This is a genomic window from Pseudorhodoplanes sp., assembly GCF_050250235.1.
GTDB lineage: Bacteria > Pseudomonadota > Alphaproteobacteria > Rhizobiales > Xanthobacteraceae > Pseudorhodoplanes.
The window spans coordinates 23,736-43,836 of sequence record NZ_JBFWPA010000028.1 but is presented as its reverse complement, the minus strand read 5'-3'; the positions used below and the strand labels follow the sequence as shown (position 1 = coordinate 43,836).

Genomic DNA, 20,101 nt, shown 5'->3' with positions numbered 1-20,101 from the left:
CTTAGGACACGCTGGCCATGCTCAAGCCGATTCTTTTCCGAATCGCGATGGCGTTACCAACCCTGTTCGGACTCCTGGTCCTCGCCTTCGTCCTAATCTATTCCGTACCCGCCGATCCAGCCGCCGCGCTTGCGGGCGACAACGCGACACCGGAGCAAGTCGCCGCGATCCGGGAAAAATACGGCTTCGACCGGCCTCTGTATGTTCAGTTCGCGATGTATCTGCACGACGTCGCCACGCTGGACTTCGGCGTCAGCGCCTATTCTCAGCGCGATGTCGCTACCGACATCGCGCAACGGCTCCCCGCCACTCTCGAATTGACGGTTTCCGCGCTCATCTTCGCTTCTATCTTCGGCATCATTCTCGGCGTGATTGCCGCGACGCAGCACAATAAGACACCGGATTTTGTAACGCGCTTGTTCGCCACCACCGGCGTCGCCGTCGCCAGCTTCTGGCTTGCGATCATGTTACAATTGCTGTTCTCAATGAAATTGGGGTGGCTGCCGCTTCGCGGACAACTGACGTCCGGCGTCATACCCCCGGATGGGCCGACCGGTTCCGTCATTGTCGACAGTCTTCTGCGGGGCCGCTGGGACGTTCTCGGCGACGCTCTCCGCCACCTTATCCTGCCGGCGCTGACGCTTGCGCTCGGCCCGATGGCCACGATCGCTCGTTTCACCCGCGCGGCAATGCTCGAGACCTTGCAGAAAGATTTCGTCCTTTATGAGCGCTCGGTCGGCTACCGCCGCGATCGGCTCATCTGGCGATATGCCTTACGCAACGCCCTCATCACGCCGATCACGCAGATCGGCTTGCTCTTTGGCGCACTCATTGCCGGCGCGGTCGTTGTCGAATCGATTTTCGATTGGCCCGGTATGGGCAGCTACATTGTGCAAGCCATTCTCACGTCGGACTACAAGGTCATGCTCGCAAGCACCCTTGTCATCGGCGTCATCTATATCGCCGTCAACCTGGTGACGGATATCGTGCTTGGCCTTGTCGACCATCGCCTGATGCACAAGGCCTGAGCATGCTCATCGTCAAGAAAATGCTCAAGGACAAGCCGGCAATGCTGGGCTTGGCCATCGTGCTGCTTGCCATCATTATCGCCGTCATCGGTCCGTATGTCGCACCGTATCCGCAGGACGCTTCGGCCTCTCACCTGATGCGGCGCCTTCGGCCGCCGAGCGCCGAGCACATCTTGGGTACCGACAATCTTGGACGCGACATCCTCTCGCGCATTCTACTCGGAACGCGAGGAGCGCTCGGGATCGCGCTCTCCGTCGTCGGCGGAGCTATGCTGATCGGCGTCCCTCTCGGCCTGATCGCAGGTTATTCCCGCGGTCCGCTTTCGAGCATCATCATGCGCGTGACAGACGTGTTTCTGTCACTCCCGCAGCTCATTCTCGCATTGGCGCTCGCGCAACTCATCGGCGCATCGCTGCGGAGCGCCATGATTGCATTGACATTCACATATTGGCCGTTCTTCGCACGCATCGTCTTCAACGAGACCCGCCGGCTGCGCGCCTCGCTCTTCGTCGATGCCCTGCAGGGCATCGGCGCCAACCGCATGCGCATCCTCGCCTATCATATTCTTCCCAACATGATGTCGTCGCTCATCGTTCGCGCCACACTCGGATTGGGCTTCACAATCCTCATGGCCGCGGTCTTAGGCTTTTTAGGAATGGGCGCCGCACCGCCATCTCCTGACTGGGGGCTGATGATCGCGCAAAGCCGGGTCTATCTTCCTGACGCTTGGTGGTATGTGACGTTCCCCGGCCTCGCCATTCTCGTCATGGTCCTGGGGTTCAATCTGCTCGGTGACGGATTGCGCGACATTCTCGATCCCAAGTTGAGGCGGTCGCGATGACGGCGGATCAGGCCCTTGCCGTGTCAGGGCTTCGGCTCTCGGTCCGGGGGGACGAGGGCACCGCGAAAATCCTGGACTTCGCCGATCTTGTCGTGCGCAAGGGTTCGATCGTCGGTCTGGTCGGCGAGTCAGGGTGCGGAAAATCGACAATCATACGCGCCGTGCTGGGAACGCTTCCGGAAACCGCCACGGTCGAAAAGGGAGAGATCCGTCTTCTCGGCGACAATCTGCTGGCGATGAACGAAGCCGACCTCAACCGCACCATACGCGGCAGAAAGATCGGTTTCATTCCGCAAGACCCATATCTCGCCTTCAATCCCGTCTTCTCGGTTGGCGATCAGATCCTTGAGATCATGCGCACCCATCGCGATGGGTTTTCTGAAGAGCAGAACAAGAAACATCTGCTCTCGATCCTCAAGCGCGTCCAAATCCCCTCTCCCGAACAAGCGCTCGAACGCTATCCGGACGAGTTTTCAGGAGGGCAGCGGCAACGGCTTCTCATAGCTGCGGCACTCGTCTGCGCTCCGATGCTGATCCTCGCCGACGAACCGACGACGGCGCTGGATGTCACGACGCAGAAGGAAATACTTGTTCTGCTTCGCGAACTTGTCGATGAATTCGGGATCGCGCTGACGCTGGTGACACACGACCTCGGCGTCGTTGCCGAGCTCTGCGACGATGTCGTTGTCATGTATGCCGGCCAGACGGTCGAGTCTGGTCCGATGGCGTCGGTCCTCAATCATCCCGCCCACCCCTACACGCGCGCACTGTTGGCCTGCCATCCCGACATGGCGCGCAAGCTGGTCGGCATTCCGGGCAGCGTGCCGTCCGCCCTTCATCCTCCGCCAGGCTGCCGGTTCTCGCCGCGCTGCAGCCACGCTACATCGGATTGTGGGCGTCGTGGGGCGCGCTGGAGCCAAGTCGCGAACGGGCACCTCGCCAACTGCATTCTTTACGATGCCGCAGAAAATGACGCGGCTACGCAATGAGCCCGCCTCCCATCCTTTCCGTCAAAGATCTGACGGTCGAGTTCCCGACATCCGGCGGCCTCTTCGGCGGCGGCCGTACGGCTTTCACCGCGGTGAACTCCGTCACGCTTGACGTTCAGCCTGGCGAAATCCTGAGCATTGTCGGTGAATCCGGCAGCGGGAAAACAACGCTGGCCCGGACAGTTCATGGTCTGCAGCGAGAAAGCGCCGGCGCGATCATACTCGATGGAAAAACCGTGAGCGGCCTTTCACCACAGAAAGCTCGCATCGCGCGAAAGAGCATCCAATATCTGCATCAGGATGCCGGTGCCGCACTGGACCCGTGGTGGAGCGTCGGCCGGACGCTGAACGAAGCTCTGATCGTGCGGGGAATGCGCGCGCGCTCCGAGCGCCAAAAGCATATCGCGCAGATCATTGATGCGGTTGGGCTGAACGAATCATTTCTTCCGCGCTATCCGCATGAACTCTCCGGTGGTCAGCAGCGTCGCGTTAGTCTGGCGCGTATCCTGATGATGGAGTCGCGCCTTCTTATTCTGGACGAGCCGACCGCCGGCCTCGATGTCTCGATCCAATCCACTATCCTTCAACTCCTTCTCGATCTCCGGCAACGATTCAGTTTGACCTACATCTTCGTCTCACATGACCTTTCGGTCGTACGCCTGATCAGCGACCGCGTTTGCATCATGTGCGCCGGGAAAATCGTCGAGAGCGGGCCGGCCGCGGAGATATTCGATAATCCGAAAGACGACTACACCAAGCGTCTCCTCAACTCCGCACCGCGCCTCAACCTATCTCCTCCCTGATCGATCCCATCGATCTCTATGCCGTTGACGATAGCGCTTGCTCTGCGGCCCTCGAAAGGACCTAAACCATGAAGACTGTCGATCGTTTGGCCTCACTTCAAGACGACATGCGTCAGTGGCGGCACCACCTTCATCAATACCCGGAGCTTGCGCTCGAGGAAGTCCAGACAAGCGCGTTCGTCGAAAAGGTCTTGAAGTCGCTCGGTGTCGATGAAATCCATACCGGGATTGGAAAGACGGGTCTGGTTGCTGTGATCCGAGGAAAACATCCGGGAAAATCGGTCGGGTTCCGCGCTGACATGGACGCGCTTCCCATTCATGAGGCGACAAATCTTTCCTACGCCTCCAAAACTCCCGGCGTCATGCACGCGTGCGGGCACGACGGACATATCGCGATGTTGCTTGGCGCGACGAAATATCTTGCTGCCAATCGGGATTTCAACGGAACTGTATATGCGATCTTCCAACCCGCCGAGGAAAGCAAAGGCGGCGGCCGCCTAATGGTCGAAGATGGTCTTTTTGAGCGCTTTCCGATGGACCTCGTTTTCGGCATGCACAACAGACCGACCGAGGAGTTCGGCAAATTCTTCTGGCGCGACGGCGTACTGCTCGCGGCGGCGGCGGAATTCGACATAAAGATCACGGGGCACGGCGGCCACGGGGCTCATCCTAATAGGAGCAATGACCCGATCATCATCGCCGCCCATCTTGTGACCGCCCTGCAGACGCTCATTGCGCGCCGCGTCTCTCCGGTCGAATCCGGAGTTGTATCCGTTTGCCAAATCGAGGGCGGAAAAACGTACAATGTGATTCCGGAGGACGTTCGCCTCAAAGGCACGGCGCGCTGGTTCGAACCGGAAGTCGGCCAGCAACTGGAAGACGGCATCCATAGCATCGCGAGCGGAATTGCAAAGACGTTCGGGGCGACGATAGACGTCGTCTTCCGCCGCACCTATCCCGCAACCGTCAACGACTCTTCCGCAAACGCGATCGCCAAAGATGCCGCCGAACAGGTCGTTGCAGCCGATAATGTTCTTTCTCTTTCCCAACCGACAACGGGCACCGAAGACTTTGCGTTCATGCTGGAGAAGAAAAGAGGAAGCTACATCATTCTTGGAGCAGGCACACGGCCAGACGAGCCCAAACTGCATACACCTCAATTCGACTTCAACGACGATGTGATGCCGATCGGCGCGGCGTATTGGGTCACACTGGCGCAGAGAAATTCCGCGTAGGCCGTGCATTCTGAAAAGTTTGATTTAACGATTCTCTCACGTTACGACGCAGCGGCGGTTGACCGCTTCAAAAGAAGAGATTGCTATGACGCCTGCAAAAACATCATTGTCTGAAGCCCTCACCGGCATTTCCGGAATTCTCGTAACCCCCTTCGATAGCGACGATCGCGTTTCCTCCAAGCCGCTGAAGCCCATCGTGGATCGCGCGATCACGGCAGGGGTGCATGTCCTCGTTGCCAACGGCAATACAGGAGAATTTTACAGCCTCACGACCTCCGAGGCTGAGGCAATCGTGCACGCAAGCGCCGAAATCATTGATGGGCGCGTTCCACTCATGGCGGGCGTTGGCCGCAGCATTCACGATGCCTGCCAGCTTGCGCGGGTTTCCTGCTCCGCCGGAGCGAAGGCGCTGATGGTTCATCAGCCACCGGACCCGTTCGTCGCGCCGCGAGGCGTGGTCGACTACGTTAAGCGCGTTGCCGACGCGGCAGACGGGCTGCCTCTGACGCTCTATCTCCGGAACGACAGTATCGGGCTGGACGCCATCGAAACTCTTTGCGCCATTCCAGGAGTTGTCGGCGTCAAATGGGCTGCGCCCACACCGATGCGGCTCGCAGAGGCTATTCGACGCTCTGACCCCGCCATTGTCTGGGTGGGCGGACTTGCTGAAACATGGGCTCCTCCGCTTTGCGCCGTCGGCGCCCGCGGTTTCACCTCCGGCTTGATCAATGTCTGGCCGGAACGCTCCGTTGAAATACACGCCGCGCTGGCCGCCGGACAATACGACAAGGCCATGGAACTCATCCGCTTTATTGCGGGCTTTGAGGCGCTCCGTGCGCAAGAACAAAATGGAATGAACGTCTCGGTCGTGAAGGCTGCCCTTCAGATGCTGGGTCACGATTGCGGCGCACCACGGCCCCCGGCGGGCTGGCCTTTATCCAGCGCGCAGAGCGAGCAGCTGCACTTGCTCTTAAATGGCTGGGGTCTTCTCAAAGCGAAGTAGCGTAACCGCGCGCCGCTACGCGGAAGCGTAGCGATGCCGCATCGGGAAGGTGCACTATCCAGTGCGCCCTCCGGAAACATCGAGCGTGACGCCCGTAATATAGCTCGACTCGTCTGAGGCCAGAAAGACCACCGCGTCCGCGACTTCGTGCGCTTCCCCATAGCGTCCCATCGGGACCATACGTTTCGGGCTCCGCTCAAGCGTAGCGTTCCAGCGTTCGTATCTCTCTTTGACGCGCGGATGAATGATGGGCCCCGGCGCGACAGCATTGACACGCACGCCATAGAACGACACTTCCCACGCCGCGTCGCGCACAAACCCATGCACGCCGGCCTTAGCCGTCGAGTAAGCGGCGGCCCCCTGATCCTCAGCCGTCCATGGCGTTCCTTCGCGCGCGCCCGAAGAAAAGCAAATGATGCGGCCATCGCGCTGCGCCATCATGCCGGGCAAGACGGCACGTGTGCAAAGAAACATGGAACGGAGATTCCACTTCATCGTGAAATCCCATTGCTCGACCGTGGCCTCCCACAGCCTTTCGTTGCGCGTGCCTCCCACATTGTTCACGAGAACGTCGACGCGCGAAAAATGCGCGTGAATCTTGTCGAACATCTCCCGGACGGGCGCCTCTTCCGTCACATCTCCAGCCAGAGTGAGGACATTGCTTCCGAATTTGTCTCGCACTTCGCCTGCAAGCGGCGCGAGGAGATCTTCGCTCAAGTCGATCAGCGCAAGCCTCGCTCCTTCCTGCGCCATCTTCATCGTCACCGCTCGTCCCAAGCCTCCCGCCGCCCCGGTAATTGCGGCAACCTTCCCATTCAAACGAGACATCACAATGGATCCCATCTTTAAGTTCAGTGTAGTTCCGGTCTCGTATCGCGGAATGACGACACGCTCCGTCATCGTGTAGCAAGGAGCAGGTAGCGGTGTCCGCCGCCACCACTGCAGCTTCCCGCGTGGAAAAGGCGCTATTTTCGCCCGTTATCGCCGCGCGAATCCTGCCGCTTTGCCGCGAGCGAAGCGATGCGATTGTGCGAATTTGATATATGCGCACGCATCGCTTCTCTTGCCGCGTCACCGTCGCCTGCGGCAACGGCTTTGATGATGTCGTTGTGTTCGCGTTGAACCTCCAAAACGCGCGTTCTGGATTTTCTGGCCGAAAGATTGAGCAAGGTCATCTCATGACCGATCGTCCGATGAACCGACCAAAGGCTCTCGACAAAATGCTTATTGTGGCTTGCTTGCGCGACTGAGAGATGAAAACGAAAGTCCGTATTAATACCGATTTCGTTCGCATTACTGACCCGATCGAACTCAATCGACGCAGAACTAATGGCCTTCAAATCATCCGCAGTCCGTCTCGCCGCCGCTCGAAAGGCCGCCTCGCCCTCAAGTCCGATTCTGAAGTCCAGGCCGGCCAGTATCTCAGCAATACGATCACGCCCCGCCGGCCGGACCAGCTCGCCTTCCTGCGGCGTGGAGATGAAGTTCCCTGCACCCTGCTTTGCAACCAACAGGCCATCAGCCTTCAGCCGCGCCAATGCCTCACGTAAGACCGGCCGCGACACTCCGAAACGCTCGCACAGGCTTATTTCGCCGGGAAGACGTTGACCGTCTTCAAGGCGCTGCGAAACGATATCGCGCAACAGATCATCGTATATTTGGTCGGCCAGCTTCGGTTGCCGACCAACCGGAGGATGCAGCGAAAGATTTTGAACTTTTTTCGACATTTTTCTCTTTGCGATGGTGCACCTGTCTGACAACTGCCTAAAGCAGCCGCATGACTTTTTAAAGAATAGCATGCCCTAAAAGTGAAAGCGTCCAGCCACAGCGAGCTTGCATCATAATCTATAAGGCACGTGTCGGGATATTGCGCGCTGCTTTCATCTAATAGTCGCCGATACTGCGCCCGCCGTCGACAGCCAGATTAATTCCAGTGATCCAAGACGATTCGTCGTTTGCCAAAAACAGAGCTGCATTAGCGATATCCTCTGGAGCGCCAACCCTACCCAGAGGATAGCGCGACAACATCACCTTAGTGACCTCCTCCAACGTCTGCCCCCTTTTCTCTGCGAGGCGCGCGCGGTTCTGTCGCGAGATTTCAGTTTCAGTCAGCCCCGGACTGATGCAGTTCACGCGAATTCCATCCTTTGCAAGATCGAGCGCCATCAGTTTGGTCATCGCTATGACGGCGGCTTTGGCCGTCCCATAAGCAAGCATCCCGCGCGAGGCGACCGCTCCTGCCGAGGATGCCATATTGACGATGACGCCGCCCCCTGCCGCCTTCATATGCGGCAGCGCTGCACGCGCCGCGAGAAAGACGCACCGGCCGTTCAAGTTTGCCCGATCCCAATCCTCGATCGCGGTTTCCTCAAACGCTCCTCTCACGCTCAATCCGGCGTTGTTGACGAGAATGTCGATCCCACCAAAATGGCTGGCCGTACGCGACACGGCCTCCTCAATGGCTGCAACTGAAGTGACATCCGCCGTTACGAGTAGGTTGTTTTCCCGATTGATATATTGCCCTTCATTGGCGGCGAGCGCATCGCCATCCTTGTCGATGCGCGCAACCAGGGCGCCGTGTCGGCAAAAGAGATCGGCGATCGCCCGGCCAATTCCGCGCGCAGCGCCAGTGACAAGGGCACGCCTTCCGGCAAGGCGCAGACCGGATTCGAGAGCCATCATGGCTCAGCTCGCGCGTGGCGTATGCGGGCCCGTCCGTAGCTGGGCCAGACCTTGAATAATCTGCACGGTCGTTAGTATCCCTTGCCGCAGTCGGCTCAAAGACATGCACTCGTTCGGTCCGTGCGAAGAAGCGTTGTTCTGCGCATAAGAAACGTCGACGAAAGGAATGCCGGCGATCTCCGTCCAGATGTAACGGGGGCTCGACCCTCCCGATACCGGAACGATCAGCGGCTCGTGACCGAACTGCGATTTAACCGCGTCGCACACGACCTTTGCCATCGGATGGTCAACCGGTGTGCGCGAGGGCCGGTACATCATGCCCTCTTCGATGACCACATCATCAAAGCCGTGGCGCGCGGCGTGCGCTCTCGCTTTTTCCAGGATGTCCTCAGGCGTTTGGTCATTCACGAGCCGCATCTCCAGCCCGGCGACGGCTTCGGAGGGAATAACGGTTTGCGTCGAATATCCGCCGGCGCCCGTGCCTAACCCCGTCACGGTGCATGTGGGGCGAAACATGATGTTCTCCCAAGCAGTCTCCGCGGAGGGAACATTCTTATCGTCCAACTGCATCTGACTTTGGAACACCGCAGCATCAAAGGGCAGCGCGTTCGCGGCGACCAGCTCCGCCTCGGACGGCGGCGCGACGTCATCGTAAAATCCGTCGATCAGGACAAGGCCGTCGCGGCTCCGCACCGTTCCGAGAAAATCTATAAGCCGCCACGCGGCATTCGGCATCAAGCCGCCATATGCGCCCGAGTGAACATTGCGGCCTGCCGTTCGTACACGCAGCGTCAAATAGCAGTTCCCGCGATTTCCGAATTTCACGGTCGTGCGGTCTCCGGGCGCGGCTTCCGTATCGGCGGTCAGGCCGAAATCGGCGCGCAGCATCTCTCGGTGTTGTGTTACGAACGGCGCCATCAGTGGCGTGCCGATCTCTTCCTGAGGATCAAGAAGAAGAACGATATTGAGCGGAAGTTCTCCAAAGACCGCCAATATCGTCTCGATCGCCTTGAGATGCGCGAAAAGCTGAGCCTTATTGTCGCACGTTCCGCGACCGTAGATGAAACCGTCCTTGATCTGCGGGTCGAACGGAGGCGACGACCAGCCGCTTTCATTGGCGGGCTGCACATCGAAATGCCCGTAGATAAAGAGCGTCGGCGCGGACTGCGGCGCTGAGAAGGTTGCATGGATTACGGGCGGGTCGCCGTTTCCGCCGATCGGCATCACCGACACGGATGCGCCGAGCTGGCGAAGATGCCTCGCCATGAAATCGGCACAACGCCGAAGCTCGGAGAGATCATTGCTCAATGACGGAATGCGGCACGCCTCGACAATCTCGTCGATGAAACGAGAAAAGTTGGCGTCAACGAAAGATTCAACCGCATTCACGTCGTCATATCCTTGAAGCGCCCCCGCGCACGCCTATCGTCAGACAGCCTAGGGCACTCTGGAAAAAGGCTGATCCGGTCTGCATGAAGAAACGCAACGAGATGGAAAGCCTGGGCGACCCATCGATTCCTTAAAATGATGAATCGCCCTAGCCGCGGTCAGAGATGCGAAAGGCGGTTGAGCGTGTCCGCAATGGCAGCACGGCTTTCCTCAATCGCGTCCGAGACGCGATTGCGCTCACGCACCAGTCCGGTCTCGAGCATGACGCGATCCTCGCTTCCGCGCGGGAGTGACGTGAGTTTCGGTACGTCATAGAGACCAGGAATAACCGATCCCTGCGGCGTATAGGCATACGAATCGTGCCCGTATTTCCCTTTCGCCGTGCTCGCGACCGGCAGCAATTTGCGCGACAGGCGCTTGAAGCAGTCGTCAAGGATCTTGCCGGGATCCGCATCGGAGACTTTGCCTTCGGCATACTTCCGACGCCACGTGTCGGCCGTCTGCTCAAGCAAGGCGGCATCCGCACGCAAAGCCTGCACTTGTTTCAAAACGCTTGCTAGGCCGACGCTCTCGCCGGCGGCTTTCAACTCACCTAAGCGCTCGATCAGTTGGTCCGCGGTGGAAACGAATTCGTAGGGCAGTACCGGCGCCGTGCACAGATTCCAAAGCCATGCCGCATAGATGCGGAGATGCGTCCGCATATAAGCCCAGTCGAGCTTATCGATGGTGTTGGCCGTGGAATGGTGCCACCAGCCGTGTGTCGCCAAAGCGGTGGCTTGAAGTTCTTTCGGCGTAAAGGAGCCCTGCGCGGCGAGCATCGGAATGCCTAGACCGAAGAAAGAGGAATCGCCAGTCTTCGGCGCTCGCTTCCAGTTTGCGTGACGCCCTTCAAGTAGCGCCTTCTCGATCTCTTGGTGCGAGCGCCGCAGCTCCACACTCGATGCCGATATCCATTCCGTATGGCCGGCGCAAGCGGGCTGATCGATCTGCAAATACGCCACCGCACGGTCACGAAGATCGTCCCAGTTCCGGTCGGCATACCAGGACGACGCAATCATCGTTCCTGTCTCATGCGCCGTCCAGAAGCCAAGCGCCAGGCCCCTACGCAACTGATCGCGCCGCTCGTTGAAGAAGCGCGCCAGCTCGATGATGCAGGCCGATCCCGCGGCATTGTCGGTGGCTTGCTCTCCCGGCCATGAGTCCTGATGCCCTCCGACGAGAACGTAGTCGCTATCCTCCGAGGGAAGGATTTCCGCCGTCGTGAGGTGAATGTCCTTCCAGCAATTATCCACGTTGGTAGAGAAATTGACGTGAACCGATCCGCTATTGGCGGCCTCACGGAGGCGAAGCCCATCGGTGCGCGCGATGCCGATGCACGGGAGCGTGGCCATTTCCGTCTTGAGCGTCTCGGGCGTCGGATTGCCCCATACTGGCTTTACCGATCCGAACGGCAGCTCTTTGTTCTCCGGGTGCCCCCAGTTCATCATGACGCAGCCGGTAGCGCCGTTCAGCGCCGCCAGCCTCTGCTTTTCATGCCGGCCGGGGCTGTAGGACAGCTCGCACAAAACAATGCGGCCCTTGGCATCCTTGCCCTTATAGCCGTCGACACCGCCCGACCCGACGTCGAGGAGCTCGCCGCTGACGCCGCCTGGTGACGTGAGAACGCTGTGCCCCAGCGTGTTGGCCTCTATTGTCTCGGCCTTCGGCCCTGTCACTTTGAAATCGGCCTTGTCGGGAAAGCTGACGAGACCTGGAATTGCCTCGACACGAGCAGACACGCCGACGGCCGACAATTGTTGCGCGCTGAACTCCGCCATGCGGCGCGCATTTTCGCTTCCAGCCAGGCGTGACGGAATTTTCTGCGTTATGTGCTCGATATTGGCACGGACTCGATCGACGGAGAGCGAAGCGAGCAAATCATCGTAGTTCATATCGGAATTGGCCACCGCGGTACCTTTCAGAAACAACGTCTTTACGGAATCGACTGCGCGCTAGAGGTCGAGACGGGCCGCACGCTCGGTGTGGGCATCGGCACGTCGCCGCCGACATCATCGACCTCGACGGGAAACCAGCATGCCAGCCCCGATCCGCCGGCCGTGAATTCCAATTCGGGCTCGACCTGGGTGCATTTGCTCTGCGCGCGCTCGCAGCGCGTTCGAAACCGGCACCCGCTGGGCAGGTTGCTGGGACTTGGCGGATCGCCCGCAAGAAGGGGGCGCGTCACGATGGTGCGTGAGCCGACCTTCGGAACCGCCGCCAGCAAAGCGCGCGTATACGGATGACGCGGCGCAGCAAATAGTTTCTCTGCGCGGCCCATCTCGACGATACGTCCGAGATACATGACCGCCACGCGGTCACAGACCGCCTGCACCACGGACAGGTCATGCGAAATGAAAAGATATGTGAGCTCGTAGTCCGATCGCAGACCAAGAACGAGTTTCAGAATCGTCGCCTGAACCGAGACATCGAGACCGGCCGTAGGTTCATCCAGAATAACCAGCGTCGGATGAAGTGTCAGAATCCGCGCCAAGCCCACGCGGCGTTGTTGTCCGCCGGAGAGTTCATGCGGATATCGGTCAAGATGCGTCTCCTGCAGACCGACACTGCGCGCCGCTTCCAGCACACGTTCGTTGCGCTCGGCGCGATTCATCTGCGTGTGAATGACGAGCGGCTCCTCGAGCGACTTGCGAATGGTCCAGCGAGGATCGAGAGACGCGCCGGCGTCCTGATAGACGTATTGCATCTTATGGCGCATGGATCGAAGTTCCGGCTGGGACAAAAGCAGCATGTCCTTGCCGTCGAACAGGACCTGCCCCCCGCTTGCCTTCTCCATTCCCATCAGCGTCTTGCCAAGTGTGGATTTGCCGCATCCACTTTCGCCGACAAGGCCAAGAATCTCACCTTTGCGGATGGTGAGCGTGACGTCGTCGACCGCCCGCAGGACAGCGTCGTTCCTTCGGCCCTTCGCGGCCGGGAACCAGGTCTTCAACGCACTGATCGCCACCAGCGTTTGCGGGTCGGCATCAGGCCGCGCTGCGACAGAATCCGTCACGAGAATCCGCCCCCCAGTGGATGATGGCAATGAACGCTATGGCGATCGCCGACGGTGAGAGGCGGCGGCCGCGTTGTGCAGCACTTTGGCGTCGCCCGCTCGCAGCGCGTCTGGAATCGACATCCTGCCGGCGGATTGACCAGTGGCGGAAGCTCACCTGGAATGTCCTTCAACGCACCGCCGCGCGCGGGAAGACTTTCGAGAAGTTTCGCAGTGTAGGGATGCCGAGGCTGAGTGAAGAAGGTTTCCGTGGGCGCGGTCTCCATCTCCTGCCCCGCATACATCACCATGATGCGGTCGCAGATCTCCGACGCCACACCCAGATCGTGCGTGGTGAAGATCATGGAAAGAGAACGCTCGCGCACGACCTGAAAGAGAAGCTTCAGGATTTGGCCCTGAATCGTAACGTCAAGCGCAGTCGTCGGCTCGTCCGCGATGATCATCTGCGGTTCAGGCAGAAGCGCCATCGCAATCAAGAGCCGCTGGCACTGGCCGCCTGACAATTGCCCCGGCAGCTTCTGAACCGCGCTCTCAGCGTCGGGCAACTGAATATCGGTCAGCATTTTCATGACCGCTGCGCGATCTTCTCTGCGCCGGGCGCGGTCATACCAGGCGAACAACGGAAACCAGGGATTCCGGCCGCCCTTGCGTCGCGGCGATTTCCACTGCATCAGGTCGTCGAGTTGTGACGCGACGCGAAACAACGGATCGAATGACGCGAAGGGGTCCTGAGGAACGAGCGTAATCGCGCGTCCACGCACTGACTGGCGAACCTCGGTCGGCTTCTGCTTCAGTAAATCTTCGCCTCGGAAGATGATCTCGCCGCCGCGCAGATCTGAATTCGACGGAAGAATCCCGAGCAGCGCACGGCCCAGCGTCGTTTTTCCGCAGCCGCTCTCGCCGACGAGGCCGAGAACCTCCCCGACTCCCAGCGAACAGCTCACGGCGTCAAGGGCCTCGAGAGGCCCACGATCGGTGTGATACCAAACAGAGAGGTTCCGAACCTCCAGCAAGCGATCTTCTGTCATTTTGGGGCGCTCACCGGCCGGTTGAAGAACGGCCATCTCGAGCTCTTACGCGGCGCCACCTGGGCGCTACGGCGTGTACGGGGATCAAGAATATCGCGCAGCCCGTCCCCAAGCAGATTGAAGCCCATGACGACGAGAAAAATGGCAGCGCCCGGCGCGAGCGCATACCACCAGGCGTCCGGAAGATATTCCCGCGACTCCGCAATGGTGCGCCCCCATTCCGGACTCGGCGACTGCGCACCGAGCCCAAGAAACCCCAGCGCGGCGGCAGTTAATATCGCATACCCCATGCCAAGCGTGGTTCGCACGATAAGCGGCGAAGCAAGGTTTGGCAGGATATGCAGAAATAAGACACGTGCCGGGCTTGCGCCCAAGGAGATGCTCGCTTTCACGAAGAGTTCCTTGCGGAGAGAGCGCGTTTCGCCCGCCACCAGCCGCGCGAACCAGGGCCAATAGGTCAGAGACAGGGCGAGGATGACGTTCCGAAGACTAGGACCAAGCGTTTGCGCAATGGCGATCGCCAGGACGATCTGCGGAATCGACAGGAACACTTCTGATATACGATCCGCCGCGCGGCTAATCAGGCCTTCTCCCATGCCCATCAAAAGTCCCAACGGGACACCGATGACCAAAGCTGCCGAGATCGCGACAACGGCGGTCATGAAAGTGATCCGCGTTCCGAACAAGAGTCGGCTGTAAATATCCGCTCCCATACTGTCGGTGCCGAACCAATGGCTCGCGCTTGGTGCTTGCAGCCGCTCCATCGGCGACATGTCGTAAATCTGATCCGGGTGCGTCGCGAGCCAGGGGGCGGCAACGGCAACCACAGCCAGCAATGTCAGAATGACAAGGCCAATGCTTGCGAGGCGGTCCTCAAGAAGTCGTCTGAAGAGATCGGCCACGGCTCAACGAAGCTCCCGCGGATCGACGAGTTTGTGTCCAAAATCGACCAGGATATTCAACAATACGTAGATCGTCGAAATCCAAATCGTGAACGCGATAACCGCATTGTAGTCGGACATGATGATTGAGTTGAATGCATAGAAACCGAGACCCGGCCAATCGAAGATCGACTCGACGACAACCGAACCACCGAGAATGGCGCCGCACACCAAGCCGACCTGCGTGATAACTGGCTTGAGAGCGCTGCGTACAACGTATTTCCACGTAATCAAGGAGGGAGGCAGCCCCATCGCTTGTGCATATTGCACGGAGGGCCTCCCGACATTGTCGAGAACGCTGGCACGCATGAAACGGACAATCGTAGCCGTCAGAGGCACCGACTGAGTGAACGCCGGCAGCACCAAATGCATGAGTGCCGACGTAAACCCGCGCCAATCGCCTGCGATCAGCGAGTCAATCGTATAGAAGCCCGTGAAAAACGGCGGAGCGTTACCCGCGATCCGCCCAGACAGCGGCAGGAGATCGAGGCGCATCACGAAGAAAAGCTGCAGCATGATCGCGAGCCAAAAGCTCGCGATCGCAAACCCTGAAACCGTGACGGCTCGAACGGCATGATCGAGAATCGAATTGCGATGAAGCGCCGAGTAAACCCCGACGGGGATGCCGACGCCGAGGCCGAGCAAAAGCGCGGCAAGCGAAAGTTCCAACGTCGCAGGCAGCCGCGCCAGCAGGTCATGAATGACCGGGCGGTCCGTGTAGAAGCTCACGCCGAGGTCGCCTTGGATCAGTCGGCCGAAATAATGCGCCAGCCGCACCAGGAGAGGCTGGTCCAATCCTAATTTCGTCCTCAGTTCTGCGATGAATTCGGAGCTGGCTCCTGGCCCCGCGAGTACCGCCGCCGGGTCCGATGGAATGAGGTTGACGATAAAGAACGTTACGATGACGACGCCAACCAGCGTCACCACGCCACCCAGCAGACGACTTATAAGAGTAGGCACGATTGGCTGTCCTTGCAGACGCCCGGGAAGGTTCGGCTGCAGAGCGCGTCCGCAGCCGAAGGGGCAATTGCGTGACTACTTGTCCAGCCAGACCGGCTTGACGTTGTGCCCAAGCGCAACGGGCGTAAATTCATAACCGTGCACGCGCTTGTTCATTGCGTGCTGCCAGACGAGGTTAAAAAGGAACAGGCTCCCTGCGTCGTCGACGATCTGCTGTGCGGCCTTTTCGTAGAGAACGCGGCGTGCATTTTGATCGGGCAGACGAAAGGCTTCCGAGAGCGCCGCATCGACGTCTTTGTTCTTGTAGAAGCTGCACGTCGTATAGCTCGCGCCGTTACGGCTGTCATACATGTCGCCGAGCCAATTGTGCGGGTCCGGATAATCCGGTCCCTTCCACATCCCAAAGAAATCGGGCGCGGTTTCAGCCGATCGGCATTTGCTGGCGAGCGTCGACCAAGGCTCAGAAACGATGTTCGCTTCGATGCCAATCTTGCGCAACGAAGCCTGCAGCACCTGAGCGACTTGTTCGGAGACGCGATTGCCCGTCTGCGCATGAATCTGCAAAGGCCGATCGATCTTCACCTGAGCCTTTGCCAGCTCCGCCTTCGCCTTATCGAGATTGTAGGTGTAGCCTTCGGTCTTTGGATATCCCCACATCGAAGGTGGTAACGGAAACTGAATCCGTTGAGCTTTTCCGCCCAGAACGCCATCAATAAGTCCTTGATAGTCGAAAGCATAAGAAATGGCGCGGCGAACGTGAACGTCGTTCAAGGGCGGACGCTGGTTATGCATATGCACGACGAAGATCCGCTGATGCGGAAAATCGTGAACAACGACGTTGGGTGACTTGCGCAAGCGATCGGCCTGATCGTTCGAGAGAACGTTCATATACATGTCGGTCGTGCCGCGCGAGAGGGCGAGAACCTGCGAATTGGGCTCGCGGATCGTGCGCATGCGAATGCCGTCAACAGCCTTGTCGCCCCAGCCGAGGAAATAGTCTTTGAATCGCTCGGCGTACCATCCCGTTGCCGGATCGTATTCCGTCACCCGAAAGGGGCCACTTCCCGCCGGGTTCTTGCTAACCCATGGCACGCCCCAATCGCCGTCCTTCTCATGCTGCTGGATCAGCGCTTTGTTCACGACGTACAGTTCAGACAACATGCCGGCGAACGGAGCCGCAGGTTGCTTCAGCTTGAACTCGACCGTGTAGCGATCAATCGCCCTGGTCGTCCCAGGCGCGATCAATGGTGAGAAAAAGCGGGCCGGAGCACGATTGAGAGCCAGGACACGCTCGACGCTATAAACGACGTCGTCGGCCGTCACCTCCGTCATGTCTTGAAATTTGACGCCTTTTCGAAGCTTGACCGTATAAACTAGTCCATCGGCGGACGCCGTCGCTTCGGTGGCCAGATGCGGCTTCAATTCGGCCGGAACGCCATACCAGCGAAACAAGGGATCGTAGGTGTTCACCTTCGCAGTCAACGTCGCATCCATATGGACCGCGTGTGGATCCAGGGTCCCGATTTCGACGGGAACCGCTAAGTTCAAAATATTATCGGACTTCTGCGCGGACGCTCCCGTCGTTGTAGCGAATGCAAATGCAAGAAGCACCGCCACTCGGCTCACCATCGAATAAATCGTGCGCACTGTCCCCTCCCTGTCATGGCCTGATCGGCGATCTTGTAAAGAAACAATATAAATTCAACTTCAATCCGGCATTTGCACCGACCGCATGGCTGTGCGCCGCCCAACATCAATCCGTCTCGACGATGGCCTCAATCTCAACGCTAATGCCGTTCGGAAGGGAGCCAGCGCCCATTGCGGAACGTGCGTGCCGACCTGCATCGCCAAACACATTCAGAAGAAAATCCGAGCAGCCGTTGACGACCTTTGGGTGCTCTTTGAAATCCGGCGTCGCATTGACGAGGGCCAAAACCTTTACGACACGCTTAACGCGATCAAGGCTGCCAAGCGCCTGCTTCCAACTGGCCATCAAATAGAGCGTGATGAGCCGCGAATGTTCATAAGCCTCATCCACGGAAACGGTTTCACCGACGCGGCCAACAATCGGGTTACCGTCCAAGCCCCGTGCGCCCTTGCCCGAAGAAAACAAAAGATTTCCGACCTGAACGCAATCTACAAAGCTTCCAGCGGGTACTGGCAGATTCGGTAATTCAATTCCCAGTTCGCGCAAGCGGCTTTCGACACGCATTAATCACCTTTCCCTCTCCGGCCAAAGACAATCTGTCGATTCCGAGAGTGAAAGTTGTCTGATCATTTGTCAAGTGAGAGATCTCTACATGCCTGTCGCGTTTAAGAATGCTGTCCGTGGCGTAAGTGCGCCTTCAATCCAGCGAAGGCATCCCATCGCGAAGATGGGACGGTGCAAATTTGAGTTCCTTTGAACCAAGCCCGCCGGAGAAATCAAGGTTGGGGCGCGCGGCGCCCTCGACCAGGAAGCTCTATCCTATAATCGGTTATCCCAAATAAGGATATTTATTCACCATTCTCTGCTCTTCTTGCCGCGACGCAGGGCCATTGCCTGGACTTGGCGCAGCACCAGAGCGATGTGGCCCGTGACGGTTGGGGGACTTCCCCACCGGGATGATGGAGAGTGGACGATGGCAGCCGTGATCCCTTTGGGCAGCTTTACTGGGGTGTCTCTACGCGAGGCATGGCCAACCGAGGACGGCAATTTCACGCCTTGGTTGGCCGAGCCCGAAGCTATCGCGCTGCTCGGTGAGACGCTTGGCCTCGATCTCGAAACCGAGGCAGTCGAACACTGGGTCGGTCCCTTCCGCGCCGATATTCTCGCCCGAGCGGCGGACGAGCCCGAGCATCGCGTCCTTATCGAGAACCAGTTCGGCCGTACGGACCACAGCCACCTGGGCCAGATTCTTACGTATCTCGCCGGCATTGACGGAGCGAAGACCATCGTGTGGATCGCCGAGGCAATCCAACCCGATCATCGCGCCGCCATCGATTGGCTCAACGCCAATACGGCGGAGGATTATTCCTTCTTCGCCATCGAGATTGCGCTGTGGCGGATCGCAGGCTCCCCGCCGGCCCCACGGTTCAATATCGTCGCCGGCCCCAATGACTGGACAAAGCGGGTTCGTGCGGCGGCGCGGGCCGTAAGCGAGGAAAGCACCACCCGCCGCCATCACGTGCGGGAGGCCTACTGGAGCGCGTTTGCCACTTACCTCACAGCCCAACATTCCGCCTTTCGCATGCCACGCTCGATCCGCGAGCCTCTGCTCCGATTTTCGATCGGACGCTCCGGCGTCAGCGTCGCTCCAGGCATTGGGATCGAGAAGAGGCGTCTATCGGTTGAGCTTTACATCGGCGACGATCCCGAAAAAGCGCTGTTCGACGCGCTCCACCAGCAACGGGCGGAGATCGAACGCGAGCTTGGCCACGCCCTGGTCTGGAAGCGGCTGCCGGAGCGCAAACGCGCCCGCATTCTTTGGTACAAAGAGGACACCGATCCGGCCGACGAGAGCCGGTGGCCGCAGCAGCACGCCTGGATGTTGGCGACCATGGACAAGTTCAAGACGGTGTTCGTGCCGCGCGTGACGGTGACATCCCCCTCGATAGCGACGTCCGATGATCGTGTCGATCATGACGTCGATGCCACAGCGATCGTGCCAGCAGAGATGATGGATAAGTAGCCGACGCGGGCAAGGGCGAGTTTGGGGGTGAGGGCCCGGACGCGCTTGCGGCTACCCCGTGCCCATGACAGGGGGCGACGAGCAACTCCCGTCGTATCCCCTGCCCGGTTTTCGTGAGGCCTTTATTATTGGAGGCCGAGCCCTCCCCCGCCTCCGCCATGCCGCCTGCGGAGCGCCCTCTTGATGCGGCCGACGGGTTTGAATTTTGCGGCCTTCGCATCAGCGTCGAGACTTCGCAACGCGTCGATCACCTCGTCGAACGGAACGGTCCGCCCGGTCGGCGTCTTTCGAAGCGCCGGCATGGATTCCACGGCACAGGCATCCGACGCCCAGGACGAAAGGATCGCCCGCTTCTCGTTGAGCGTCAGATCGGCGTCGCGCACGACATCCATCGGACATTCGAAGGCCTGCGCCGGGTGCAAGAGCGTATCCAGGTCGAAGGTATCATCTCGATCGTGAGTCATGACTTCATCTCCTG

Annotated in this window: 19 protein-coding genes; 7 read left to right on the top strand and 12 right to left on the bottom strand. The window is 59.2% G+C overall.

The genetic code is table 11. The features are described 5' to 3' along the window. The first annotated feature begins 17 nt into the window (after window positions 1-17). From AB7F49_RS14650 to AB7F49_RS14625, 6 genes are all read left to right on the top strand, one after another. Window positions 18-1,028, top strand: a complete 1,011-nt coding sequence (locus AB7F49_RS14650; RefSeq protein WP_428523522.1) for an ABC transporter permease — start codon at window positions 18-20, stop codon at window positions 1,026-1,028. A 2-nt stretch (window positions 1,029-1,030) separates the two neighbouring features. Next, window positions 1,031-1,870: an ABC transporter permease gene (locus tag AB7F49_RS14645; RefSeq protein WP_428523520.1), complete on the top strand. Its 840-nt coding sequence runs from the start codon at window positions 1,031-1,033 to the stop codon at window positions 1,868-1,870. Beyond that, window positions 1,867-2,859: an ABC transporter ATP-binding protein gene (locus tag AB7F49_RS14640; RefSeq protein WP_428523518.1), complete on the top strand. Its 993-nt coding sequence runs from the start codon at window positions 1,867-1,869 to the stop codon at window positions 2,857-2,859. The genes AB7F49_RS14645 and AB7F49_RS14640 overlap by 4 nt, the downstream gene beginning before the upstream one ends. Beyond that, entirely contained in the window at window positions 2,856-3,662 is an 807-nt protein-coding gene (locus tag AB7F49_RS14635) for an ABC transporter ATP-binding protein (protein WP_428523516.1), read from the top strand. The genes AB7F49_RS14640 and AB7F49_RS14635 overlap by 4 nt, the downstream gene beginning before the upstream one ends. 68 nt (window positions 3,663-3,730) lie before the next feature. After that, a complete protein-coding gene (locus tag AB7F49_RS14630; protein WP_428523514.1) occupies window positions 3,731-4,897 on the top strand; it encodes a M20 aminoacylase family protein in 1,167 nt (388 codons plus the stop codon). Between the two features lie 85 nt (window positions 4,898-4,982). Further along, window positions 4,983-5,900 (top strand): dihydrodipicolinate synthase family protein, encoded by a 918-nt coding sequence (locus tag AB7F49_RS14625; protein ID WP_428523566.1) that lies wholly within the window; start codon window positions 4,983-4,985, stop codon window positions 5,898-5,900. Between the two features lie 54 nt (window positions 5,901-5,954). Here AB7F49_RS14625 and AB7F49_RS14620 read toward each other — a convergent pair whose 3' ends face one another. The 11 genes from AB7F49_RS14620 to AB7F49_RS14570 all read right to left on the bottom strand — a co-directional run bounded on the left by AB7F49_RS14620 (window position 5,955) and on the right by AB7F49_RS14570 (window position 18,164). Continuing rightward, on the bottom strand, window positions 5,955-6,728 hold the full coding sequence (locus tag AB7F49_RS14620) for an SDR family NAD(P)-dependent oxidoreductase (RefSeq protein ID WP_428523512.1): 774 nt from the start codon (window positions 6,726-6,728) through the stop codon (window positions 5,955-5,957). Window positions 6,729-6,865: 137 nt separating this feature from the next. Continuing rightward, window positions 6,866-7,627, bottom strand: coding sequence for a FadR/GntR family transcriptional regulator (locus AB7F49_RS14615; protein ID WP_428523510.1), 762 nt, complete (start codon window positions 7,625-7,627; stop codon window positions 6,866-6,868). 157 nt (window positions 7,628-7,784) lie between these two features. Continuing rightward, complete coding sequence (locus AB7F49_RS14610) at window positions 7,785-8,582, bottom strand: SDR family NAD(P)-dependent oxidoreductase (protein ID WP_428523508.1); 798 nt, start codon at window positions 8,580-8,582, stop codon at window positions 7,785-7,787. 3 nt (window positions 8,583-8,585) lie between these two features. Continuing rightward, window positions 8,586-9,971 (bottom strand): M20/M25/M40 family metallo-hydrolase, encoded by a 1,386-nt coding sequence (locus tag AB7F49_RS14605; protein WP_428523506.1) that lies wholly within the window; start codon window positions 9,969-9,971, stop codon window positions 8,586-8,588. 158 nt (window positions 9,972-10,129) lie between these two features. Then, window positions 10,130-11,917, bottom strand: coding sequence for a M28 family peptidase (locus AB7F49_RS14600; RefSeq protein ID WP_428523504.1), 1,788 nt, complete (start codon window positions 11,915-11,917; stop codon window positions 10,130-10,132). Between the two features lie 26 nt (window positions 11,918-11,943). After that, window positions 11,944-13,023 carry an ABC transporter ATP-binding protein gene (locus tag AB7F49_RS14595; protein ID WP_428523502.1) on the bottom strand — a complete coding sequence of 360 codons (1,080 nt, stop codon included), beginning with the start codon at window positions 13,021-13,023 and terminating at the stop codon, window positions 11,944-11,946. After that, the gene (locus AB7F49_RS14590; protein ID WP_428523500.1) at window positions 13,020-14,051 is read right to left on the bottom strand and encodes an ABC transporter ATP-binding protein; all 1,032 of its coding nucleotides are present in this window, start codon (window positions 14,049-14,051) and stop codon (window positions 13,020-13,022) included. Before AB7F49_RS14590 ends, AB7F49_RS14595 begins: the two co-directional genes overlap by 4 nt. Next, a complete protein-coding gene (locus AB7F49_RS14585; RefSeq protein ID WP_428523498.1) occupies window positions 14,048-14,953 on the bottom strand; it encodes an ABC transporter permease in 906 nt (301 codons plus the stop codon). The genes AB7F49_RS14590 and AB7F49_RS14585 overlap by 4 nt, the downstream gene beginning before the upstream one ends. A gap of 3 nt (window positions 14,954-14,956) precedes the next feature. Further along, window positions 14,957-15,952: an ABC transporter permease gene (locus AB7F49_RS14580; protein ID WP_428523496.1), complete on the bottom strand. Its 996-nt coding sequence runs from the start codon at window positions 15,950-15,952 to the stop codon at window positions 14,957-14,959. A gap of 75 nt (window positions 15,953-16,027) precedes the next feature. Then, window positions 16,028-17,599: an ABC transporter substrate-binding protein gene (locus AB7F49_RS14575; protein WP_428523494.1), complete on the bottom strand. Its 1,572-nt coding sequence runs from the start codon at window positions 17,597-17,599 to the stop codon at window positions 16,028-16,030. Between the two features lie 106 nt (window positions 17,600-17,705). Beyond that, window positions 17,706-18,164, bottom strand: coding sequence for a RidA family protein (locus AB7F49_RS14570; RefSeq protein WP_428523492.1), 459 nt, complete (start codon window positions 18,162-18,164; stop codon window positions 17,706-17,708). 409 nt (window positions 18,165-18,573) lie between these two features. On the opposite strand from AB7F49_RS14570, the gene AB7F49_RS14565 reads away from it, so the two are divergent. Further along, complete coding sequence (locus AB7F49_RS14565) at window positions 18,574-19,623, top strand: DUF4268 domain-containing protein (protein ID WP_428523490.1); 1,050 nt, start codon at window positions 18,574-18,576, stop codon at window positions 19,621-19,623. Between the two features lie 125 nt (window positions 19,624-19,748). Here the strand turns inward: AB7F49_RS14565 and AB7F49_RS14560 are convergent, their stop codons facing one another. Continuing rightward, a complete protein-coding gene (locus AB7F49_RS14560) occupies window positions 19,749-20,087 on the bottom strand; it encodes a hypothetical protein (RefSeq protein WP_428523488.1) in 339 nt (112 codons plus the stop codon). Window positions 20,088-20,101 lie beyond the last annotated feature (14 nt).

What these genes read in the sequence shown, in the direction of transcription:
- AB7F49_RS14635 (WP_428523516.1), top strand. Translation starts at nt 2,856, where the DNA reads ATGAGCCCGCCTCCCATCCTTTCCGTCAAAGATCTGACGGTCGAGTTC.
- AB7F49_RS14640 (WP_428523518.1), top strand. Translation starts at nt 1,867, where the DNA reads ATGACGGCGGATCAGGCCCTTGCCGTGTCAGGGCTTCGGCTCTCGGTC.
- AB7F49_RS14565 (WP_428523490.1), top strand. Translation starts at nt 18,574, where the DNA reads ATGGCAGCCGTGATCCCTTTGGGCAGCTTTACTGGGGTGTCTCTACGC.
- AB7F49_RS14570 (WP_428523492.1), bottom strand. Translation starts at nt 18,164, where the DNA reads ATGCGTGTCGAAAGCCGCTTGCGCGAACTGGGAATTGAATTACCGAAT.
- AB7F49_RS14645 (WP_428523520.1), top strand. Translation starts at nt 1,031, where the DNA reads ATGCTCATCGTCAAGAAAATGCTCAAGGACAAGCCGGCAATGCTGGGC.
- AB7F49_RS14620 (WP_428523512.1), bottom strand. Translation starts at nt 6,728, where the DNA reads ATGTCTCGTTTGAATGGGAAGGTTGCCGCAATTACCGGGGCGGCGGGA.
- AB7F49_RS14610 (WP_428523508.1), bottom strand. Translation starts at nt 8,582, where the DNA reads ATGATGGCTCTCGAATCCGGTCTGCGCCTTGCCGGAAGGCGTGCCCTT.
- AB7F49_RS14625 (WP_428523566.1), top strand. Translation starts at nt 4,983, where the DNA reads ATGACGCCTGCAAAAACATCATTGTCTGAAGCCCTCACCGGCATTTCC.
- AB7F49_RS14590 (WP_428523500.1), bottom strand. Translation starts at nt 14,051, where the DNA reads ATGACAGAAGATCGCTTGCTGGAGGTTCGGAACCTCTCTGTTTGGTAT.
- AB7F49_RS14560 (WP_428523488.1), bottom strand. Translation starts at nt 20,087, where the DNA reads ATGACTCACGATCGAGATGATACCTTCGACCTGGATACGCTCTTGCAC.
- AB7F49_RS14630 (WP_428523514.1), top strand. Translation starts at nt 3,731, where the DNA reads ATGAAGACTGTCGATCGTTTGGCCTCACTTCAAGACGACATGCGTCAG.
- AB7F49_RS14615 (WP_428523510.1), bottom strand. Translation starts at nt 7,627, where the DNA reads ATGTCGAAAAAAGTTCAAAATCTTTCGCTGCATCCTCCGGTTGGTCGG.
- AB7F49_RS14650 (WP_428523522.1), top strand. Translation starts at nt 18, where the DNA reads ATGCTCAAGCCGATTCTTTTCCGAATCGCGATGGCGTTACCAACCCTG.